Source organism: Streptomyces sp. AM8-1-1 (assembly GCF_032229325.1).
Lineage (GTDB): Bacteria > Actinomycetota > Actinomycetes > Streptomycetales > Streptomycetaceae > Streptomyces > Streptomyces achmelvichensis.
In genome coordinates this window covers 7319702-7340088 of record NZ_CP135086.1, presented here as the reverse complement: position 1 = coordinate 7340088, position 20387 = coordinate 7319702, and the positions used below count along the sequence as shown (strand labels likewise).

Annotated in this window: 17 protein-coding genes; 8 read left to right on the top strand and 9 right to left on the bottom strand. The window is 71.9% G+C overall.

The genetic code is table 11. The features are described from left to right. Window positions 1–107: 107 nt before the first annotated feature. Window positions 108–1079, top strand: coding sequence for an NADP-dependent oxidoreductase (locus RPQ07_RS32765; RefSeq protein WP_313947851.1), 972 nt, complete (start codon window positions 108–110; stop codon window positions 1077–1079). Window positions 1080–1097: 18 nt separating this feature from the next. Here RPQ07_RS32765 and RPQ07_RS32760 read toward each other — a convergent pair whose 3' ends face one another. Then, the gene (locus RPQ07_RS32760; protein ID WP_313947850.1) at window positions 1098–1577 is read right to left on the bottom strand and encodes a DUF2000 domain-containing protein; all 480 of its coding nucleotides are present in this window, start codon (window positions 1575–1577) and stop codon (window positions 1098–1100) included. Between the two features lie 73 nt (window positions 1578–1650). On the opposite strand from RPQ07_RS32760, the gene RPQ07_RS32755 reads away from it, so the two are divergent. Next, a complete protein-coding gene (locus RPQ07_RS32755; protein WP_313947848.1) occupies window positions 1651–2130 on the top strand; it encodes an Lrp/AsnC family transcriptional regulator in 480 nt (159 codons plus the stop codon). 75 nt (window positions 2131–2205) lie between these two features. On the opposite strand, the gene RPQ07_RS32750 is transcribed toward RPQ07_RS32755, so the two are convergent. From RPQ07_RS32750 to RPQ07_RS32735, 4 genes are all read right to left on the bottom strand, one after another. Beyond that, window positions 2206–4632, bottom strand: a complete 2427-nt coding sequence (locus RPQ07_RS32750) for a phosphoketolase family protein (protein WP_313947847.1) — start codon at window positions 4630–4632, stop codon at window positions 2206–2208. Window positions 4633–4653: 21 nt separating this feature from the next. Beyond that, window positions 4654–6063, bottom strand: a complete 1410-nt coding sequence (locus RPQ07_RS32745) for an NADP-dependent succinic semialdehyde dehydrogenase (protein ID WP_313947846.1) — start codon at window positions 6061–6063, stop codon at window positions 4654–4656. Between the two features lie 87 nt (window positions 6064–6150). Then, on the bottom strand, window positions 6151–6525 hold the full coding sequence (locus RPQ07_RS32740; RefSeq protein WP_313947845.1) for a hypothetical protein: 375 nt from the start codon (window positions 6523–6525) through the stop codon (window positions 6151–6153). Window positions 6526–7550: 1025 nt separating this feature from the next. After that, window positions 7551–7841 (bottom strand): hypothetical protein, encoded by a 291-nt coding sequence (locus RPQ07_RS32735; RefSeq protein ID WP_313947844.1) that lies wholly within the window; start codon window positions 7839–7841, stop codon window positions 7551–7553. A gap of 489 nt (window positions 7842–8330) precedes the next feature. Between RPQ07_RS32735 and RPQ07_RS32730 the strand changes: the two genes are divergently transcribed. Further along, complete coding sequence (locus RPQ07_RS32730; RefSeq protein ID WP_413777799.1) at window positions 8331–9905, top strand: MFS transporter; 1575 nt, start codon at window positions 8331–8333, stop codon at window positions 9903–9905. On the opposite strand, the gene RPQ07_RS32725 is transcribed toward RPQ07_RS32730, so the two are convergent. After that, window positions 9872–10510: a DUF6629 family protein gene (locus RPQ07_RS32725; RefSeq protein WP_313947843.1), complete on the bottom strand. Its 639-nt coding sequence runs from the start codon at window positions 10508–10510 to the stop codon at window positions 9872–9874. The two genes, RPQ07_RS32730 and RPQ07_RS32725, sit on opposite strands and share 34 nt — an antisense overlap. A gap of 100 nt (window positions 10511–10610) precedes the next feature. On the opposite strand from RPQ07_RS32725, the gene RPQ07_RS32720 reads away from it, so the two are divergent. Next, a complete protein-coding gene (locus tag RPQ07_RS32720) occupies window positions 10611–11237 on the top strand; it encodes a GntR family transcriptional regulator (protein WP_313947842.1) in 627 nt (208 codons plus the stop codon). 82 nt (window positions 11238–11319) lie between these two features. On the opposite strand, the gene RPQ07_RS32715 is transcribed toward RPQ07_RS32720, so the two are convergent. Together RPQ07_RS32715 and RPQ07_RS32710 are read right to left on the bottom strand one after the other, a co-directional pair. Next, window positions 11320–12117: a carbon-nitrogen hydrolase family protein gene (locus RPQ07_RS32715; RefSeq protein WP_313947841.1), complete on the bottom strand. Its 798-nt coding sequence runs from the start codon at window positions 12115–12117 to the stop codon at window positions 11320–11322. A gap of 25 nt (window positions 12118–12142) precedes the next feature. Beyond that, on the bottom strand, window positions 12143–13510 hold the full coding sequence (locus RPQ07_RS32710; RefSeq protein ID WP_313947840.1) for an MFS transporter: 1368 nt from the start codon (window positions 13508–13510) through the stop codon (window positions 12143–12145). Window positions 13511–13631: 121 nt separating this feature from the next. Between RPQ07_RS32710 and RPQ07_RS32705 the strand changes: the two genes are divergently transcribed. Continuing rightward, on the top strand, window positions 13632–14318 hold the full coding sequence (locus RPQ07_RS32705; RefSeq protein WP_313947839.1) for a DUF2848 domain-containing protein: 687 nt from the start codon (window positions 13632–13634) through the stop codon (window positions 14316–14318). Window positions 14319–14411: 93 nt separating this feature from the next. On the opposite strand, the gene RPQ07_RS32700 is transcribed toward RPQ07_RS32705, so the two are convergent. Beyond that, complete coding sequence (locus RPQ07_RS32700) at window positions 14412–14783, bottom strand: VOC family protein (protein ID WP_313947838.1); 372 nt, start codon at window positions 14781–14783, stop codon at window positions 14412–14414. A 274-nt stretch (window positions 14784–15057) separates the two neighbouring features. On the opposite strand from RPQ07_RS32700, the gene RPQ07_RS32695 reads away from it, so the two are divergent. From RPQ07_RS32695 to meaB, 3 genes are read left to right on the top strand one after another with little or no spacing between them, the layout of a single operon-like run. Further along, window positions 15058–16941, top strand: coding sequence for a methylmalonyl-CoA mutase family protein (locus RPQ07_RS32695; RefSeq protein WP_313947837.1), 1884 nt, complete (start codon window positions 15058–15060; stop codon window positions 16939–16941). Beyond that, window positions 16941–19142 carry a methylmalonyl-CoA mutase gene (gene scpA / locus RPQ07_RS32690; RefSeq protein WP_313947836.1) on the top strand — a complete coding sequence of 734 codons (2202 nt, stop codon included), beginning with the start codon at window positions 16941–16943 and terminating at the stop codon, window positions 19140–19142. The genes RPQ07_RS32695 and scpA overlap by 1 nt, the downstream gene beginning before the upstream one ends. 4 nt (window positions 19143–19146) lie before the next feature. Then, the gene (gene meaB, locus RPQ07_RS32685; protein WP_313947835.1) at window positions 19147–20139 is read left to right on the top strand and encodes a methylmalonyl Co-A mutase-associated GTPase MeaB; all 993 of its coding nucleotides are present in this window, start codon (window positions 19147–19149) and stop codon (window positions 20137–20139) included. Window positions 20140–20387: the final 248 nt, after the last annotated feature.

Below are 20387 nucleotides of genomic sequence, written 5' to 3'. Positions count from 1 at the left end.
ATGTCCTTGCGGGTTACCACTACCCCGGGGGTAGCTTTCCGGCGTTGTCGACCAGCCCGCCGGGGCCGTGCGCCCGCACCCCCGGACCTTTCTCGCAGGAGATGTACATGACCAGCAGCCCGACCATGCGCGCGATCACCCAGGACACCTTCGGGGGCCCGGATGTTCTGCGCCTCGCCGATGTGGCACGGCCGGAGCCCCTGCCCACCGAGATCCTGGTGCGCGTGCACGCGGCCGGTGTGAACCCGGTGGACTGGAAGACGCGGGAGGGCGGCGGCATGGCCGGTGTCCTCGGCGAGCCGCCGTTCGTCCTGGGATGGGACGTCTCGGGCGTCGTGGAGGCGGTCGGCTTCGGTGTCCACACCCTGGAGGTCGGCGACGAGGTGTACGGCATGCCGTGGTTCCCGCGCCAGGCCGGCGCGTACGCCGAGTATGTGACGGCCCCGGCACGGCAGTTCGTGCGCAAGCCGTCGACGGTCGGCCACGACCTGGCGGCCGCCGTGCCGCTGGCCGGGCTCACCGCCTGGCAGGCACTGGTCGACGCCGCGCGGGTCGAGCCGGGGCAGCGGGTGCTGATCCACGCGGCGGCGGGCGGCGTGGGCCACTTCGCCGTGCAGTTCGCCAAGCACCTCGGCGCGTATGTGATCGGCACCGCACGCGAGGCGAAGCACGACTGGCTGCGCTCGCTCGGAGCGGACGAGCTCGTCGACTACACCGCGGTCCGGTTCGAGGACGCGGTGAAGGACGTGGACGTCGCCATCGATCTGATCGGCGACGGCGTGGAGGAGACCAGCACCCGGTCGCTGGAGACCCTGCGCCCCGGCGGGACGCTGGTCGCCGTGCCGTCGGGCGTCTCGCCCGAACTGGTCGCCGCGGCCGAGGCCCGGGGCCTGGTGGCGAAGCCGTATCTGGTGGAGCCGGACGGCCCCTCGCTCGCCCGTATCGCCGCGCTGATCGACGAGGGCACGGTCCGGGTGGAGGTCGAGGACGTGCTGCCGCTGGCGGAGGCGGCCGAGGCGCACCGCCGGGGCGAGCAGGGCCGTACTCGCGGCAAGCTCGTACTGCACGTGGCCGGCTGACCGCGGTTCCCGCCAGGCTCAGAGCAGGGCCAGTTTGCCGACCAGCTTGCCGACCTGGTTGCGCGGTCCGACGAAGCTGACGGCGAGGTAGGTCAGATCCTCCCTCTTCGTGCCGGCCAGCTGGTCGAGGTATGCGTCGTAGACGCGTGAGGTCTGTGCGGCTTCGGGCATGTCGGCGACGAAGAAGCCTTCCTTGCCGACGGCCTTCTCCCGCAGTTCCCGGACGGTCGCGGCGTCGGCGGCGAGCACGGAGCAGCCCGCCCAGGGCAGTCCCGCGTGCGCGGTGCCGGAGCCGTCGTGGCCGTCGCTGCCGAGAAGATCGGGCAGGGCCTTGCCCACCGCCGCGGCCATGCAGGCCGCGGCGTTCGCCGCCCTCCCCGCGGGAAGGTCCTGGTCGACGACGACGACCCATTTCAGCGGTGCCTGTCGGGTCGGGATGTCGGTGCGTACGTCGGTGCGGGGCAGCCGAGCGGCCGCCGCGTCGTGGTGATCGGTCATACCGCGAAACGCTAAGCACTCATGCGTACTCTGGGGAGTCCTGCCGAACGTCATCAGGCAAAGGAGAGTATTCATGGAACTTGATGCGCTCGACTGGGCTCTTCTGCGGGAGCTGCAGCACGATGCACGGCAGACGAACCGCGATCTGGCGGCCAAGACCGGTGTCTCCCCCTCCACCTCCCTGGAGCGGGTCAAGTCGCTGCGCGAGCGCGGCGTCATCGGCGGCTATCACGCGGCGCTCGACCTGTCGGCCGTCGGACGGCCGGTGCAGGCCCTGATCTCGGTCCGGATCAGACCGCCGTCCCGTCCGGTCATCGAGGGGTTCCGCGAATGGGCGGCCCAACTGCCGGAGACCATCGGCCTGTTCGTCACATCGGGGCCGTTCGACTTCCTCATCCATGTCGCCGTCCCCGATGTGAACGGCCTGTACGCCTTCGTCATCGACCGGCTCACCGAGCGGCGAGAGGTCGCGGACGTGCAGTCGACCATGGTGTACGAGCATGTGCAGTCCCGCGCCATCACCGCTCCTGCGGCACGGCGCCGAACGGGGTGAGCGCGGAGCTCCTGATGCGCTCGGAGCTGCCCGGGCGCCGGCTGCCGTCAGCGATACCCGCGAACGGCGGGACGGTCACTCGCCGCCCCGCCAGACGTGCGCCTCCTCGGCTCCCGCGGAGCTGCCCCAGGTCCAGTCGGCGACCTCGGGCATGTCGGTGCCGTGCTCGCGGATCCAGTCGTGGTGGCGGCTGCGCATGTCGGCCATCGCCTGGCGCAGCGCGATGAGCCGGACGGAGAGCCCCGGCACGCGGTCCACGACGTCCATCACCAGCCGGAAGCGGTCCAGGTCGTTGCGGACGACCATGTCGAACGGCGTGGTGGTGGTGCCCTCCTCCTTGTAGCCGCGGACATGGAGGTGGGCATGGCCCGTGCGGCGGTAGGCGAGGCGGTGGATCAGCCAGGGGTAGCCGTGGTATGCGAAGATGACCGGCCGGTCCCGGGTGAACAGGGCGTCGTACTCGGGGTCCGTCATGCCGTGCGGGTGTTCCTCGTGCGGCATCAGCCGGGCCATGTCGACGACGTTGACCACCCGTACGGACAGCTCCGGGGCGTGCCGTCGCAGCAGTTCCGCTGCCGCCAGCGTCTCCTGGGTCGGTACGTCGCCCGCGCACGCGAGCACCACGTCGGGTTCGCGGGTGCCGTCCTCCGTACCGGCCCACGGCCACGCTCCGGCGCCGCGCGCGCAGTGGGCGCGGGCCTCCTCCATGCTGAGCCAGTCGAAGGTGGGCTGCTTGCCGGCGACGATGACGTTGACGTAATCCCGACTGCGCAGCGCGTGATCGGCCACCGACAAAAGGGTGTTGGCGTCCGGGGGGAGGTAGACGCGGACGACTTCGGGGCTCTTGTTGAGGACGTGGTCGACGAAGCCCGGGTCCTGGTGCGAGAAGCCGTTGTGGTCCTGCCGCCAGACGTGCGAGGTCAGCAGGTAGTTCAGCGAGGCGATGGGCCGGCGCCAGGTCAGTCTGCGGGAGGTCCTGAGCCATTTGATGTGCTGGTTGACCATGGAGTCGACGATGTGGGCGAAGGCCTCGTAGCTGGAGAACAGGCCGTGGCGGCCGGTCAGCAGATAGCCCTCGAGCCAGCCCTGGCACAGATGCTCGGACAGCACCTCCATCACCCGTCCGTCGCGGGCGAGATGCTCGTCGGTGGCGTACACCTCTGCCTGCCAGGCCTTGCCGGTGACGTCGTACAGGGCGCCGAGACGGTTGGACTCGGTCTCGTCGGGGCCGACGACGCGGAAGTCCCGTCGTTCGGCGGTCGTCCGCATCACATCGGCCAGCAGGGTGCCGAGCACCCGGGTGGGCTCGTGGAGCGTGGTGCCCCGCTTGTCGACGGCGACGGCGTGCTCTTCGAGGGCGGGCAACGGCAGTTCACGGACGAGGAGTCCGCCGTTGGCGTGCGGTGTCGCGCCGAGCCGCCGCCCGCCGCCGGGAACGCAGGCGAGCACCTGCGGCACGGGCCGGCCCGCGGTGTCGAACAACTCCTCGGGGCGGTAGGAGCGCAGCCAGGTCTCGAGGTGCCGCAGATGCTCGGGGTTCTCCCGGACACCGGACAGCGGCACTTGGTGGGCGCGCCAGGTGTTCTCGACGGGCAGGCCGTCGACTTCGGCGGGTCCGGTCCAGCCCTTGGGCGTACGCAGGACGATCATCGGCCATTGGGGACGCGCCTGCACGCCGTCCCTGCGGGCGGTGCGCTGGATCTCCTCGATGCGGTTCAGGGCCTTGTCCATGGCCGCCGCCATGGCACGGTGCACGGTCGCGGGGTCGTCGCCCGTGACATGGAGGGGTTCGTGACCGTAGCCGCGCAGCAGGTCGTCCAGTTCGGCCTCGGGCAGCCGGGCGAGCACGGTGGGGTTGGCGATCTTGTAGCCGTTGAGGTGCAGGACGGGGAGGACGGCGCCGTCGTGGACGGGGTCGAGGAACTTGTTGGAGTGCCAGGACGCGGCGAGCGGCCCGGTCTCCGCCTCCCCGTCGCCGATCACGCACGTCACCACCAGGTGCGGGTTGTCGAAGGCCGCGCCGTAGGCGTGGGCCAGCGCATAGCCGAGTTCGCCGCCCTCGTGGATGGATCCGGGCGTCTCGGGGGCGACGTGGCTGGGCACCCCGCCGGGGAAGGAGAACTGCCGGAACAGCCGTTCCATCCCCTCCGCGTCACGGCTCACGTCGGGGTACGTCTCGGAGTAGGTGCCTTCCAGCCAGGAGTTGGCGAGGACGGCCGGCCCGCCGTGGCCCGGGCCCCAGACGCAGAGCGCGTCCAGGCCGCGGGCCTTGATCACCCGGTTGAGGTGGGTGTGGACGAGGTTCAGCCCGGGTGAGGTGCCCCAGTGGCCGAGCAGCCGCGGCTTGATGTGCTCGGGTCGCAGGGGCTCCGTGAGCAGCGGGTTGGCCATCAGGTAGATCTGGCCGACGGCGAGGTAGTTGGCTGCCCGCCAGTGGGCGTCCAGGGCAGCCAGTTCCGTGTCGCCGAGGCCTTCCGGGGCGGGTGCGGTGGCGTCGTCCATGGGTGGGGGCTCCTGTCGGCGTCAGCTCGCGCGGTCGGGTGCTGCGCCGTGCCAGATCGTGGTGATGTTGCAGAACTCGCGGATGCCGTGGTCGGAGAGCTCCCTGCCGTAGCCGGAGCGCTTGGCGCCGCCGAAGGGCAGTGCGGGGTGGGAGGCGGTCATGCCGTTGAAGAAGACGCCACCCGCCTCGATGTCCCGCTCGAAGCGGCGCACATCGCTCGCGTCCCGGGTCCAGGCGTTGGAACTCAGGCCGAACGGGGTGTCGTTGGCGAGCGCGACGGCTTCCTCCGCGTCGGCCACCCGGTAGACGGTGGCCACCGGGCCGAACGCCTCCTCGCGGTGGATGCGCATCTCCTCGGTCACATCCGCCAGAACGGTGGGTTCGTAGAACCAGCCGCGGTCCTGTCCCTTGGGGCGCCCACCGCCGCACAGCGCGGTCGCGCCGCGCTCCAGCGCGTCGTCGACGAGTTCCTCGACGTCGGCGCGCCCCTGCTCGGTGGCGAGCGGGCCGACCTGCACGGACTCGTCCAGCGGGTTGCCGACGGTGAGTTCGCGCATCCTTCCGGTGAAGCGTTCCACGAAGGCGTCGTAGACGTCGGTGTGGATGATGAAGCGCTTGGCGGCGATGCAGGACTGCCCGTTGTTCTGCACCCGGGCCGTCACGGCCGTGGCCGCGGCGCGGTCGATGTCGGCGGACGGCATCACGATGAACGGGTCGCTGCCGCCGAGCTCCAGGACGGTCTTCTTCACCTCGTCGCCGGCGATGGCGGCCACCGAGCGGCCCGCGGGCTCACTGCCGGTCAGCGTCGCCGCGGCCACCCGGTTGTCGCGCAGGATGCCCTCCACCGCGCCGGAACCGACCAGCAGCGTCTGGAAACACCCCTCGGGGTAGCCCGCGCGGAGGAAGAGATCCTCCATGTACAGGGCGGTCTGCGGGACGTTGGAGGCGTGCTTGAGCAGTCCGACGTTGCCGGCCATCAGAGCCGGGGCGGCGAACCGCATGACCTGCCAGAGCGGGAAGTTCCAGGGCATGACGGCGAGCACGACACCGAGCGGCCGGTAGCGGACGACGACCCGGGAGGCCCCGGAGTCCTTCACATCGGCGGCGTCGGGGTGCTCGTCGGCGAGGAGCTTCTCGGCGTGGGAGGCGTACCAGCGCATCGCCTTGGCACACTTCGCCGCCTCCGCACGGGCCGCCGCGATGGGTTTGCCCATCTCGGTGGTCATGGTGCGGGCGATCTCCTCCTCGTCGTCGCCGAGCAGATCGGCGGCTCGGTCCAGGAGCTGCGCGCGGCGGCCGAAGTCGGTGAGTCGGTGTTCGGCGAAAGCGCTCCTGGCGAGCGCGAGGCGCCGTTCGATCTCATCGGCTCCGAGCGCGTCGAAGGTCCTGAGCGTCTCACCGGTGGCCGGGTCGACCGTGGCGATGGGCATGGGCACTGTCCTCCTCGAACTCGGTTCTCCGACACGTGCGCGCTCGGGCCGTCCGGTTGCCGCGGACAGCCTCCCGGCGGGTGTCGGTCAGCTGCCGCCACTCGACAGCCGCAGCTGTACGTCCTTCTCCTGGTCACCCGCCGCCATGCCCTGCTCCTGCACGGTGAAAGCGGAGGCGAGGGTCTCCTGGATCCGGTCGACGGCCCAGTAGCCGCCCTGGATCTCGGCCTCGACGGGCTCGGACAGCTCTACGGGCCCGGAGGCCGTGTGCGTGCCGGAGACGTCGAACGTCGCCGTCCACACGGTCGCGTGATCGCCCGACACGTACTGGGGCGCGTCCCCGTCATCGCGGTCGGACGCATGCGACTGTCCCAGCGCCCGGAAGACCTTGTCGGCGTCCTCCTTGGCGCATCCGGTGATGCTCACCACGACAGGTGTGGTGCTCTGATCGGCACTGTTCACCGTGATTCCTCGCTCTCCGTGCGGTGTTCGCGGGGGCCGCCGAGGGCCGACCGGGCAGGGGTTCGCCGGTCGAGGCGCGATCCCTTCGGCGGCGAACCCGAAGCGTGTGGGGGCCGGGGTGGCGTGAGGCCGCCGGCGATGGTGCGGCTGGTGCGGTACAGCTGCCGCGGGGGGTACGGCTTCGGCGCCGGTGACCGTTGTGAGCTGCCGGGCAGGGCACGAGTCGAAACGCCGTCCCTCGCGCCGGGTGGTGCCTGACGAGCCGAGCTTGTGGTCCGGCGGCCCGGGCCGCCGGCTCGTGTGCGGTCGCGGTGTGCGCCGCAGCGCCCAGGGCCGGTGAGCGCTCCTGGCGGGGCCGAGGCCGCGTGCCGGGCTCCGGGCGGCTCCGGGCGCCGGTCGCGAAGAGCCGGGCAGGTGGGGCCCACGGCACTGTCGCCCTGAGACGGTACGGACGGCGAGCGTCGCCGTGTCGGCAGCGCGGGCTGCGAATGCCGACGGGCCGACGGTGTGGGCGGCGGCCCCCGCCGAATCGGCGACGACCGTACTTGCGGCGAGCACCGGAGCCGAAGAGAGCCGCCCCGGCCCACGCGACACCAGGTGCTTCGCCCCACTCGTGGCCGGCCGGCCCGCAGGCCACCGGCCCCCACCAGTCGTGCCCGTCGACGACGTCAGCTCGATCACCGGCAGCCTGCCGACGAATCTCGCGGGGCCGCCGAAGTCGTCGGCCGTCGCGGTCACCGGGAGGGAGAGCGCCCGCCGCACCGGGCCTGTGCCGGGCGGGCTTCCGAGGACGAGGAGTCCTGCGATGTCGCGCGCCGACCGGGCGGGAGCCTCGATCACGGCCCGGCCCCGGCCGAGCGGATCCGATCCCGTGTGCCGCCGGAACACGGCCCGGCTGCGGATCGGCTCGAACACGCCCATCGGATTCCTCTCGCTTTCCTCTTCCTCCGGTGCGGCCGTGGTGCGGGCCGGGAGGGGTGGCGCCTCTCCAGGCTCGCCCGTCTCGGCGCGGGGTGCGAGCCGGGTCAGCCGGATGGCTCGTCGGGGACCGGCTGCTCGGGGTGGACGGAGCCGCTGCGCGGCTCTCCGGTCGGGCCCGCCCCCGACTCGTCCGCGTCCGGCAGGCTCTGATCGGGCTTGTCGTCGTCCTTGCCGCTCCGGCCGCCCTCCCCGTCCTCGGTCTCGTCGGAAGAGGAGCGAGGGAGGTCCAGCGCGTCCTCACCGCCCAGGTCCTGCTGGTCGGGAGGGTCGCGGGGTACGGGCTGGTCCGGCTCGTGATCGCTCTGCACCGGATCCTCCTGCCGACGGTCCGTCATGGTCGTTCCTTTCTGCCGGGCCTGGCGGCCGGCCTGTCGCTCGGTCGCCGGGCGGCGGCCTGCCGTACGGACCGCGTCGCCCGCTCGCAGCAGGCGGCGGCCGCGGTACAGCGATCACGCACCTCGCGTGCCCCTGGCGGCTCGATCCCCGCCCGGGCCGGTGGCGCCGACGGACGTGAGGAACTCCGGGTCCTCGGTCAGGACCGCACGGCGCCGCCCCTCCATCGTGTCCCCGCCGCCCGGCCCGGGCGCGGGGTGTCGCGGTGGCCGGCGCATGTGCTCAACTCCTTCTCGTCCTCGGCACCTCACTGCGCCCGCCGGGTACCCGGATGCCCACGGAATAACGGCCGGACAAGAAAACGTTCACCGTGCACATACTTGGCTCGCCAGTGCACACCCCAGGTTCGTCCGGCAGGGGCCGGGCGAATTCCGCTGTCCCCCGCACATGGCGCAAGCCGCTGGACCCCGTCAGCCCCGGAGGCCGCCCGCATGCCGCACGACACAACCGAAGAGCCGCCAGGGGCACAGCCGGGCGGTGGACTGACCGGCGCGGGGGGACGGGGCATTCGTGGCGTCGTCCCCGTTCTCGCGTTCGCCGGCATCACCGTCGCGGTCATGCAGACCCTGCTCGTGCCTGTCATCAAGGATCTGCCGGTCCTGCTGAGCACCAGCCCTGCCAACGCGACCTGGGTGATGACGGCCACCCTGCTGGCCGGTGCGGTGTCGACCCCGATCATGGGACGGCTCGGTGACCTCTACGGCAAGCGACGGATGCTGCTCGCAAGCCTCGCCGTCATGGTCGTCGGCTCGCTGATCTCCGGTGTCACCGACGACCTGGTGACGATGATCGTCGGCCGCGCTCTCCAGGGCTTCGCCATGGGTGCGATACCGCTGGGGATCGGCATCATGCGCGACGAGTTGCCGCGGGAGCGGCTCGGCTCGGCGATGGCCCTGATGAGTTCGTCGATCGGCGTGGGCGGCGGTCTCGCCCTGCCTGCGGCCGCTCTCGTCGCCGAGCACACCGACTGGCACACGCTGTTCTTCGCCTCGGCGGGTCTCGGTCTGCTGTCGATGCTGCTCACCGTGCTGGTGGTGCCGGAGTCCTCGCTGCGCGCCAAGGGCGGCTTCGACCTGGTGGGGGCCCTCGGGCTGAGCGCGGGCCTGGTGTCCCTGCTGCTGCCGATCACCAAGGGCGGCGACTGGGGCTGGGGCTCCCCGACGACGCTGGGCCTGTTCGGCGTCGCGGTGGCCGTGCTGCTCACCTGGGGCGTGTGGGAGCTGCGCAGCTCCGCGCCGCTGGTGGATCTGCGGACCACCGCTCGTCGCGAGGTGCTGCTCACCAACCTGGCGTCGATCATGGTCGGCGTCGCGTTCTACGCCGTCTCGCTGGTCCTTCCCCAACTGCTCCAGCTGCCCGAATCGACCGGCTACGGTCTCGGCCGCTCCATGGTGGTGGCCGGCCTCTGCGTCGCGCCGCTGGGTCTGACGATGATGTTCGTCGCCCCGGTCTACGCACGGATCTCCGCCCGTCGCGGACCCAAGGCGACCCTGCTGCTCGGCATGCTGATCATCGCGATCGGCTACGGCGCCGGCCTCGGCCTGATGAGTGCCGCCTGGCAGACCGTCGTCATCTCCGTCGTGCTCGGCGCCGGCATCGGTCTCGCGTACTCCTCCCTGCCCGCCCTGATCATCGGCGCGGTCGACCCGTCCGAGACGGGCGCCGCAAACGGCTTGAACACGCTGATGCGGTCGATCGGCACCTCGGTGTCGAGTGCCGTGATCGGCATGGTGCTCGCGCACACCGCCGTCCCGATGGGCGATGTGCTCGTGCCGAGCATGAACGGCTTCCGGGTCTCGTTCCTGATCGCCACCGGGGCGGTGCTCGCCGGGCTGGTGCTGGCCGCGTTCCTGCCCTCGCAGAAGACGTCGGGGCGGCTCACCCTGCGTGCCCGCAGCGACGAGCCGGGCACCGTGTCCGCGGACGAGGGCGCTGCCGCCGGTGATGCCGGGGCCGCGGGCGCGGGTGGTTCTCAGACGGCCACGTGCGGTGCCGCGGGCGGCTGAGGCCGCCGCCGCACCCAGACGAGCAGAACGACCGAGGCGACGGCGGCCAGCGCGCACCAGGTGGAGACGAACTCCTCCCGCCACAGCAGGAGGCACACCACCGCGCCCACCCCCGCCACGATGCCGAGCAGCCGCAGCGCCGGGTCCCGGGCGAGGAGCAGCGCACCGACGGTGGCCAGCAAATAGCCGGCGATGATCAGCGGCGAGCGCGGCAGATCGAGGAGATAGCCGACGGTGTGTCCGCGGATCTCGGCGGTGACCGTCCGCGTGGCCAGGCAGTAGGAGAGAACGGCGGCGGTGGTCAGGCCGGCCGCGAGGGGGACGACGAGCCTCTTGCGCACCTCGGCGGGCTCGGCGAGCAGGACCCCGAGCGGTACCCACAGCGGCAGCAGGGGCAGCGCGATGGCGGCCCAGGCGTCGGTGGCCGCACCCGGCCCGCCGCCGCTGCGCCAGACGAGTGACTCGATGATCTGGTGCGCCCCGAGGAGCAGGGGCAGCGCGGCCAGCGGCAGATCGCCGACCCGGCGGACCCGGGCCACGCAGACCACCCCGATCGCGGCGATGCCGGTGCCCGCCACCAGATCCGCCGTCGCACTCCAGCACATGGGGTAGGTGTTACCCGAGGCGCACAGAAACGTACCCGCGGACCGCGGAACGCGTGGTAATTTCGGTATACCCGTTGTATGCAACCAAGTGGGGGTAGCCGTGGCGTCGGGCCGGGACAAGGCGTACGCGTATCTGAAGGACCATGTCCTCACCGATCCCGACATGCAGGGCACCTTCCTCTCGGAGCAGGACCTCGCCGACCGCATCGGGGTCTCCCGCACTCCCATCCGGGAGGCGCTGCTGCTGCTCGCCGCCGAGGACCTGGTGCGCCTGGTGCCCAAGCGCGGCGCACAGGTCGTGCCGCTGACGGGCCGTGAGATCACCGAACTGATGGAACTGCGCGGGATCGTCGAGCGGTACGCGGCCGAGCAGCTCATCTCGCGCGGTGGTACGCCGATGCGGGAGCTGAACGACATCCTGGAGCGGCAGCGGACGCTGAGCACGCCCGGCCAGGCCAGGGACTTCATCGCCGTCGACCATCTCTTCCACGCCACGATCGTCTCGGCGGTGGGCAACGCGTTGCTGGACCGGCACTACGACGGACTGCGCAGCCGGCAGATCCGGGCGGGCGTGGTGGCCCTGTTCAACCAGCACGGGCGCCAGGCGGCGGTGCTGGAGGAACACCACGCGATCCTCTCGGCGATCGCCTCCGGTGATGCCGAAGCGGCGTGCGCCGCGATCGACAGCCACCTGGAGACGACACTCAAGGTGCTCCTCGCGGGTTAGGGAGCGCCGACCCGGCTAGTACGTGCGGGGCCTGATCCCGAAGGACCGGCCCCGCTCCCGCGGTGGCCGCGCAGAGCCGCCCCTAGGCGCGCAGCCTGCGGTTGGCCAGGACCGGAATGGCCCGGCGTACCGCCGCGACCTCGTCGGGGTCGATGTCCGCCACCAGCAGACCCGGTCCCGCGTCGAGCCGCTGCCTCACGGTCCCGTCCGGGCCGACGACCGCGCTGTGGCCGATCCCGGTCGGCGCCTTCGAGGTCACCGTCGCGCCGGACGCGACCGGGTCCGCCTGACCCACGGCTGCGACCCACAGGGTGGCGTCGAGCGCCCGGGCGCGGGTGAGCAGTTCCCACTGGTCACGCTTGCCGGGACCGGCTCCCCAGGACGCGGGCAGCAGGGTGAGCACGGCTCCGGCGTCGGCGTGCGCCCGGAACAGTTCGGGGAACCGGACGTCGTAGCAGGTGGCCAGTCCGACGCGGACACCGTCGACGTCGATCGTGACCACATCCGACCCGGCGGCGACGGTGTCGGACTCGGCGAAGCCGAAGGCGTCGTACAGATGGATCTTGTCGTAGGCCGCCTCGACGCCGGGGCCCGTGGCCAGCAGAGTGTTGGTCACCTTGCCCTCGGCGGCCGGGGTGAACATGCCCGCGACCACCACGAGTCCGGCCTCCTCGGCGATCCGCCGGACCTCGGTGGCCCACGGGCCGTCGAGCGGTTCGGCGATCGGGCCGAGGCGGGTTCCGAAGCAGGCCATCGCGGCCTCGGGGAAGACGACGACACGTGCGCCGGACTCCGCCGCGCGGTGAGCCTGTTCCCGCAGGACGGCGAGGTTCTGTGCCGGGTCGGGGCCGGTGGTGATCTGGCTCAGGGCGATGCGCATGGGGGTCCTTTCCGGGGTGCTGAGGTCAGCCGGCGGTGGTCGTGGCCGCAGAGCCGACGGCCGGCTGCGGGTGCTCCGCGGCCATCGGCGTGTCCTCGTCGTCGGTGCCGTCGCGGCCGAGGAGGAGTCCGGTGACGGTGACGGCGGCGGTCACCGCGACGTACAGGGCCAGCGGGATCCAGCTGTCGTAGGCGTCGAGCAGTGCGGTGAACAGCAGGGGTGCGACGGCGCCGCCGATCACGCCGGCCAGGGTGTAGGCCAGCGAGGAGCCGGTGTAGCGGAGCCGGGGGGTGAACTGCTCGGCGATGAAGGCCGCCTGCGGACCGTACATGAGCGAGTGGAGCGCGAGCGCGACGACCACTCCGAGCACGAGCAGCGGCCAGCTGCCGCCGCCGATCATGGGGAAGAAGAGGAACGGCCAGATACCGGCGGCCGCGGCGGAGACTCCGTACACCAGACGGCGGTTGACGCGGTCCGAGAGCGCTCCGGCGAGCGGGATCAGGGCAACCTGGAGCGAGGAGCCGATGAGGACGGCCGCGAGGGCGGAGCCGCGGGACATGCCGAGTTCACCGGTCGCGTAGGTCAGCACGAAGACGGTGAACAGCGCGTAGAGCACATCGGGGGCGACGCGGCTGAGGATCGCCGCGGCCAGGGCGCGGGGATGGGTCGCGAAGACCTCCTTGATGGGCGCCTCCGGGCGGGTCTGCTCGGCCTCCATCGCCTTGAAGACCGGCGTCTCCTCCAGCTTGGCCCGGATCCACAGACCGAAGCCGACCAGGACTCCGGAGAGCAGGAAGGCCACGCGCCAGCCCCAGGACAGGAACTGGTCCTCGGTGAGCAGGACGCCGAGGGCGGCGAGCACACCGTTGGCCAGCAGGTTTCCGGCGGGCGGGCCGATCTGGGCGGCCGAGGCGTAGAACCCGCGCTTGCGCGGATCGCCGAACTCGCTGGACAGCAGTACGGCGCCGCCCCACTCACCGCCGACGCCGACCCCCTGGGCGAAGCGCAGCAGCACCAGCACGATCGGGGCCGTCACGCCGATCGTGGCGTACGTCGGCAGGAGACCGATCAGCAGGGTCGCGGCGCCGATCAGGACAAGGGTCGCGATCAGGACCTTCTTGCGGCCGATGACGTCTCCGAGCCGGCCGAAGACGAAGCCGCCGAGCGGGCGGGAGACATAGCCGACGGCGTAGGTGGAGAAGGCCAGCAGCGTCCCGGTCGTGGGGTCACCCGAGGGGAAGAAGAGGTCGCCGAAGACCAGGGCCGCCGCCGCGGAGTAGATGGCGAAGTCGTACCACTCCAGGGCGGTACCGGTGAGGCTGGCGAAGAAGGCGCGGCGGACCGCCGGCCTGCCGCCCCGGGGCTTGTCGATGCTGGTGCTGGTGCGCTTCACGGTTTCCGTCCTTGTGCGAGGGCGTGATGTCGACCTTCCGGCATACTTCTTGCATACAGGTCGTATGCGCAACCCCTCGGCGCACATTCATCCGCTTCGCTTCCCCCGGTATGGAGAGATCATGGCCCTGCTGAGCTTCGAACTTCCCGACGGATCGACCCGGGAGGTCGACGTCGTCCAGGTGCTCAACGCCGGATACGCCGGCCGCAGCCAGGACGACGTGGCGGCCCATGTGGCCGAGCTCGCCGAGCTGGGCGTGCCCGCCCCCTCGACGACCCCGGCGCTGTACCCGGTCTCCGCGTACCTGGCCCAGCAGACGGGACAGGTGGGCGCGCAGCACGGACGCACCTCCGGTGAGGCGGAGTGGGCTCTCGTCGTCGACCGTGACGGTGAGCTGCTGCTGACCGCCGCGTGCGACCACACCGACCGCGAGCTGGAGGTGCACGGCGTGGCCTGGAGCAAGAACGCGGGCCCCGATGTCCTCGCCCGGCGGGCCTGGCGGCTGGCCGATGTCGAGGACCGGCTCGACACGCTGACCCTGCGCGCCTGGGTGACCCACGACGGCGACGAGCTCCTCATCCAGAACGGCACGCTGGCCGAGCTGCTGACGCCGGCCTACTGGGCGGACGTGCTGCGCGGGCGCGGCGATCTGATTCCCGGCACCGTGCTGATCTCGGGCACGATCCCGATGCGCGACGGCGTGGACCAGTTCGCCGGCCGCTGGCGCGTCGAGCTGGGCGACCCGGCCACCGGCGATGTCATCGACCTCGCGTACGACGTGGTGCCGCTGCCGGCGCCGATCGGCTGAGCAGCCGCAGGGGAGGGGCGCCGGGTCCGAGCGGCGGGCGGGAGGCTCCGAGCGACGGACCGCGGCGGCAGAGCACCGTCCCCCACGGGTCCGTCAGGCAGGCTCGCCCTTCGGGGGTTCATGCAGCCCGAAGGGCGATCCCTGGTCGTCGTGGCAGAACGTGAACCGGCCGAAGCGGGCGACCGTCTCCTCGTCCCCGCCGACGTCGAAGTCGTCGATGGTGCCGCCGAGTTCGGCGACCCGCGCCAGGGCGGTCCGCATGTCGTCGACGCGGAAGAAGAGGTACGGGCCGGCGCCGGGGTCGCTGCCGTGCACACCGCCCGGGACGTCCGGGGTGCGGATGGCGTAGCCGCCGCCCTCCGTCGTGCCCTCCTCGAAGGACCAGCCGAAGAGTCCGCCGTAGAACGCACGGGCCTGGGCAGGGTCGCCGACACCCAGTTCGAAGAAGGAGATCTCACCGGTCATTGCGGGCTTCCGCCTTCCTGTGACTGTGCTGTCCACGCTACGGCCGTCGCCGGACCCGCGCACCCGGCTGTCCCACGGTCCGCGGCGCGCCGTCCCCCTCCCCGGCCCGGCCGCCGACCCCGACACGAGGCGCGCGCGGGACGGACGTTCCCGCACGTCGAACGGCCCGCGGAAATAGGGCATCGCCCGGGAAGGATCAAGAGCGACCGGGAGAGTGCAAGGTCACAGCCTTCTCCTCTGCTGCACAGTTGTGTGCTTGACCTAGCATCTGAGCATGACGGTCCTCCCCGATGACGGGTTCTCACTGGCCGCCGAATTCCCGGATGCCACCCACGAGCAGTGGCAGCAACTGGTCGCCGGCGTGCTGCGCAAGGCAGGCAAGGACACCGCGGACACGGCGGCAGAGGACGCGCTGTCCACAGCCATCGAGGACGGGATCTCCACCCGTCCTCTGTACACCGCGGGCGACGGCGCGTACGACAGCGCCGGCCTTCCCGGCTTCGCCCCCTTCACCCGGGGCGGAAGGCCCGAGGGCGGGGCGGTGTCCGGCTGGGACGTGCGCCAGCGGCACGACCGCCCGGATCCGGAGCGTACGAACGAAGCCGTCCTCGCGGACCTGGAGAACGGGGTCACCTCCCTCTGGCTCACCGTCGGGCCGACCGGTGTCCCGGTCTCGGGCATGGCGACGGCCCTGAAGGACGTCTACCTCGACCTCGCTCCCGTCGTACTCGACGCCGGTGCCGAATTCGACACGGCGGCACGGGAGTTGCTGCGCATCCACGAGGAGCGCGGACTCGCTCCCGAGGCCGCGCTGGGCAACCTCGGCGCCGACCCCCTGGGTCATGCCGCGCGCACCGGTGCGTACGACGACCTCGCCGGGCACACCGCCGCGGCCGTCGAACTCGCCCGGCTGTGCCACACCTCCCGGCCCGGGCTGCGCGCCCTGACCGTCGACGCGCTGCCGTACCACGGGGCCGGCGCGTCCGCCGCGCAGGAACTCGGCTGCTCGCTGGCGACCGGCGTCGCCCTGCTGCGTGACCTCACCGCCGCCGGGCTCTCCGTCGAAGCCGCCTGCGGTCAGCTGGAGTTCCGGTACGCGGCCACCGCCGACCAGTTCCTCACCGTCGCCAAGCTCCGTGCGGCGCGCCGGGTGTGGGCGCGCGTCGCCGAGGCGTGCGGGGCCGGTTCCGCCGGCGCGCAGCGCCAGCACGCGGTGACGTCGCCGGTGATGATGACCCGGCGCGACCCGTGGGTGAACATGCTGCGCACCACGGTCGCCTCGCTCGCCGCGGGGGTCGGCGGCGCCGACGCGGTGACCGTGCTCCCCTTCGACCACGCGCTCGGTCTCCCCGACGCGTTCGCCCGCCGTATCGCACGCAACACTTCGACCATCCTCGTCGAGGAGTCGCACGTGGGCCGCGTGATCGACCCGGCCGGCGGCTCCTGGTACGTGGAGCAGCTCACCGACGAGGTCGCGCAGGCCGCCTGGGCCTGGTTCCAGGAGATCGAGCGGGCCGGCGGGCTGCCCGCCGCGCTGCGCTCCGGGCTGGTGGCCGAGCGCATCGGTGCGACCTGGGAGAGCCGCAGCGCCTCGCTGGCCAAGCGGCGCGAACCGATCACGGGCGTCAGCGAGTTCCCGCTGCTCGCCCAGGCACCGGTGCAGCGCGACCCGGCGCCCGCCGCGCCCTCCGGCGGACTTCCCACCGTGCGCCGCGACGAGGCGTTCGAGGCGCTGCGGGCCCGCTCGGACGCGCATCTGGCCGCCACCGACGCCCGGCCGCGTGTCTTCGTCGCGGCCATCGGCCCTGCGGCCGCCCACACCGCGCGGGTGAGCTTCGCCACCAACCTCTTCCAGGCCGGCGGCATCGAACCGGTCCACGACCCGGTGTCGGTCGACGCGGCCACGGCCGCCGAGGCGTTCACCGCGAGCGGGGCGCAGATCGCCTGCGTCTGCTCCAGCGACAGCCTCTACGCCGAGCACGCGGTGCCGGTGGCCGAGGCGCTCAAGGCGGCCGGCGCGCGGCTTGTCCTCCTCGCCGGGCGTCCCGGCGACCAGCGTGAGACGTACGAACGGGCCGGAGTCGACGAGTTCGTCGTCGCGGGCGGCGACGCGGTCGCCGTCCTCACCACCGTCCTCGACCGGATCGGAGTGGCGTGATGCGGATCCCGGACTTCACGGAGATCGAACTCGGGGACGGCGGCACGTCGCAGGTCTCCGAGGACCAGTGGCGTACGGCGGTGAAGGAGTCGACCGGCAAGGGCGACACCGACCTGGTGTGGGAGACCCCCGAGGGCATTCCCGTCAAGCCGCTCTACACCGGCGGGGATCTGGCGGGGCTGGACTTCCTGGGCACGTACCCGGGCGTCGCGCCGTATCTGCGCGGCCCGTACCCGACGATGTACGTCAACCAGCCGTGGACGATCCGTCAGTACGCCGGGTTCTCCACCGCGGAGGAGTCCAACGCCTTCTACCGGCGCAATCTGGCCGCCGGGCAGAAGGGTCTGTCGGTCGCCTTCGACCTGCCGACCCACCGCGGTTACGACAGTGACCACCCCCGGGTGACGGGCGATGTCGGCATGGCCGGTGTGGCCATCGACTCGATCTACGACATGCGCCAGCTGTTCGACGGCATCCCGCTGGACAGGATGAGCGTGTCGATGACCATGAACGGTGCCGTGCTGCCCGTTCTGGCGCTCTACATCGTGGCCGCCGAGGAACAGGGCGTGCCGCCCGAGAAGCTGGCCGGGACCATTCAGAACGACATCCTCAAGGAGTTCATGGTCCGCAACACCTACATCTATCCGCCGCGGCCCTCGATGCGGATCATCTCGGACATCTTCGCGTACACCTCGCAGAAGATGCCGCGGTACAACTCCATCTCGATCTCCGGCTATCACATCCAGGAGGCCGGGGCCACGGCCGACCTGGAGCTGGCGTACACCCTCGCCGACGGCATGGAGTACCTGCGCGCGGGCATCGGCGCCGGTCTCGACGTGGACGCCTTCGCTCCGCGGCTGTCGTTCTTCTGGGCGATCGGCATGAACTTCTTCATGGAGGTCGCCAAGCTGCGGGCGGCGCGCCTGCTGTGGGCGAAGCTGGTCAGGACGTTCGACCCGAAGAACGCCAAGTCGCTGTCGCTGCGCACCCATTGCCAGACGTCGGGCTGGTCGCTGACGGCGCAGGACGTCTTCAACAACGTCACGCGTACCTGTGTGGAGGCCATGGCGGCCACCCAGGGACACACGCAGTCGCTGCACACCAACGCGCTCGACGAGGCGCTCGCGCTGCCGACGGACTTCTCCGCGCGCATCGCCCGCAACACCCAGCTCCTGCTCCAGCAGGAGTCCGGGACCTGCCGGGTCATCGACCCGTGGGGCGGCAGCGCGTACGTCGAGAAGCTCACGCACGACCTCGCCCGCCGCGCCTGGCAGCACATCGAGGAGGTCGAGGCGGCCGGCGGCATGGCGCAGGCCATCGACGCGGGCATCCCCAAGCTGCGCGTCGAGGAGGCGGCCGCCCGTACGCAGGCCCGGATCGACTCGGGACGCCAGCCCGTCATCGGCGTCAACAAGTACCGCGTCGAGACCGACGAGGAGATCGACGTCCTCAAGGTCGACAACTCCTCGGTGCGCACCCAGCAGGTGGAGAAGCTGCGGCGGCTGCGCGCGGAGCGCGACGAGGGCGCCTGCCAGGACGCGCTGCGGGCGCTCACCGCGGCCGCCGAGTCCGGTCCGGGCGCGGGCCTGGAGGGCAATCTGCTGGCTCTGGCGGTCGACGCGGCGCGTGCCATGGCGACCGTCGGCGAGATCTCCGACGCCCTGGAGAAGGTCTACGGGCGCCACTCGGGGCAGATCCGTACGATCTCCGGTGTGTACCGAAACGAGGCCGGGACGTCACCGGCGGTGGAGACGACCCGGACGCTGGTCGAGGGGTTCGAGGAGGCCGAGGGCCGTCGCCCGCGCATCCTGGTCGCCAAGATGGGCCAGGACGGGCACGACCGCGGCCAGAAGGTGATCGCGACGGCCTTCGCCGACCTCGGCTTCGACGTCGACGTGGGCCCGCTGTTCCAGACGCCGGCCGAGGTCGCCCGCCAGGCGGTGGAGGCGGACGTCCACATCGTCGGCGTCTCCTCGCTCGCCGCGGGCCATCTGACGTTGGTGCCCGCGCTGCGGGAGGAACTGGCCGCCGAGGGCCGTGAGGACATCATGATCGTGGTGGGTGGGGTGATCCCTCCGCAGGACGTCCCGACCCTGCTGGAGGCCGGCGCGGCAGCCGTGTTCCCTCCCGGCACGGTGATTCCCGACGCCGCGCAGGACCTGGTGAAGACGCTGGGCGCCTCGCTCGGCCACGAGTTGTGAGCTCATGCCACCGACGATCGACATCGACAGTTACGTCAAGGGCGTACGTGAGGGCTCGCGCGCGTACATCGCGCGCGCCGTCACGCTCGTGGAGTCCACCCGCCCCGATCACCGGGCGCTGGCGCAGCAGTTGCTCACCGAGCTGTTGCCGTACGCCGGTTCGGCCCGGCGGGTGGGGATCAGCGGGGTGCCCGGGGTCGGAAAGTCCACCTTCATCGACGCGCTCGGGACGCTGCTGACCGGGCTCGGCCACCGGGTCGCGGTCCTCGCCGTCGATCCGTCGTCCAGCCGTACGGGCGGCTCCATCCTCGGCGACAAAACGCGGATGGAGCGGCTGTCGACGGACCCTGCGGCGTTCGTACGGCCCTCCCCCACGTCGGGCACGCTCGGCGGTGTCGCCAAGGCGACGCGCGAGACCATGATCGTGATGGAGGCGGCGGGCTACGACGTGGTGCTCGTCGAGACGGTCGGCGTGGGCCAGTCGGAGACGGCCGTGGCCAACATGGTGGACACCTTCCTGCTGCTCACCCTGGCCCGCACCGGCGACCAGCTCCAGGGCATCAAGAAGGGTGTGCTGGAGCTGGCCGACGTGATCACGGTGAACAAGGCCGACGGACCGCACGAGCGGGACGCCCGCTCCGCGGCACGTGAACTCGCGGGCGCGCTGCGGCTGATGCACCCCGCCGACGCGGCGTGGACTCCCCCGGTGCTGTCGTGCAGCGCACGGGAGGGCACGGGCCTGGACACGGTGTGGGAGCGGGTCGAGCAGCACCGCTCACTGCTGGACTCGACGGGGCGCCTCGCGGCGAAGCGCCGTTCCCAGCAGATCGACTGGGCATGGACGATGGTCCACGACGGGCTGCGCGACCGCCTGCGCGCGCATCCCGAGGTACGGGCACTCGCGCCCGACCTCGAACAGCAGGTCCGGGAAGGGCAGTTGACGGCGACGCTGGCGGCGGAACGCATTCTGGACGCGTTCTGGAAGCCGCAGGCGTAGGGCGTTGCGGCGCGCGCCGGGGCGTAGTCGCTTGCGCGCGCCGAGCGGGGGTCGCGGCCGCGGGACCGGGGGTACTCGCGGGGCCGGCGGGGGCCGGGCGTTGGGTTCCGCCGCCCGGGCCCGAAGCGGTAGTCGCGGTGGTCGACCGATGGCGGGTGCGGTGGACCCGGAGCCGGTGCGGCCGTCTCGATCGCCGGGCCCAGTGGTGTCCGGTCGCCGGACCGGTGAGGTGGTCGTGGACGCGAGCA

Bases quoted from the DNA above. Each gene is read 5' to 3' on its own strand.
- RPQ07_RS32765 (WP_313947851.1), top strand. From the start codon at position 108: ATGACCAGCAGCCCGACCATGCGCGCGATCACCCAGGACACCTTCGGG.
- RPQ07_RS32760 (WP_313947850.1), bottom strand. From the start codon at position 1,577: ATGACCGATCACCACGACGCGGCGGCCGCTCGGCTGCCCCGCACCGAC.
- RPQ07_RS32755 (WP_313947848.1), top strand. From the start codon at position 1,651: ATGGAACTTGATGCGCTCGACTGGGCTCTTCTGCGGGAGCTGCAGCAC.
- RPQ07_RS32750 (WP_313947847.1), bottom strand. From the start codon at position 4,632: ATGGACGACGCCACCGCACCCGCCCCGGAAGGCCTCGGCGACACGGAA.
- RPQ07_RS32745 (WP_313947846.1), bottom strand. From the start codon at position 6,063: ATGCCCATCGCCACGGTCGACCCGGCCACCGGTGAGACGCTCAGGACC.
- RPQ07_RS32735 (WP_313947844.1), bottom strand. From the start codon at position 7,841: ATGACGGACCGTCGGCAGGAGGATCCGGTGCAGAGCGATCACGAGCCG.
- RPQ07_RS32730 (WP_413777799.1), top strand. From the start codon at position 8,331: ATGCCGCACGACACAACCGAAGAGCCGCCAGGGGCACAGCCGGGCGGT.
- RPQ07_RS32725 (WP_313947843.1), bottom strand. From the start codon at position 10,510: ATGTGCTGGAGTGCGACGGCGGATCTGGTGGCGGGCACCGGCATCGCC.
- RPQ07_RS32715 (WP_313947841.1), bottom strand. From the start codon at position 12,117: ATGCGCATCGCCCTGAGCCAGATCACCACCGGCCCCGACCCGGCACAG.
- RPQ07_RS32705 (WP_313947839.1), top strand. From the start codon at position 13,632: ATGGCCCTGCTGAGCTTCGAACTTCCCGACGGATCGACCCGGGAGGTC.
- RPQ07_RS32700 (WP_313947838.1), bottom strand. From the start codon at position 14,783: ATGACCGGTGAGATCTCCTTCTTCGAACTGGGTGTCGGCGACCCTGCC.
- RPQ07_RS32695 (WP_313947837.1), top strand. From the start codon at position 15,058: ATGACGGTCCTCCCCGATGACGGGTTCTCACTGGCCGCCGAATTCCCG.
- scpA (WP_313947836.1), top strand. From the start codon at position 16,941: ATGCGGATCCCGGACTTCACGGAGATCGAACTCGGGGACGGCGGCACG.
- meaB (WP_313947835.1), top strand. From the start codon at position 19,147: ATGCCACCGACGATCGACATCGACAGTTACGTCAAGGGCGTACGTGAG.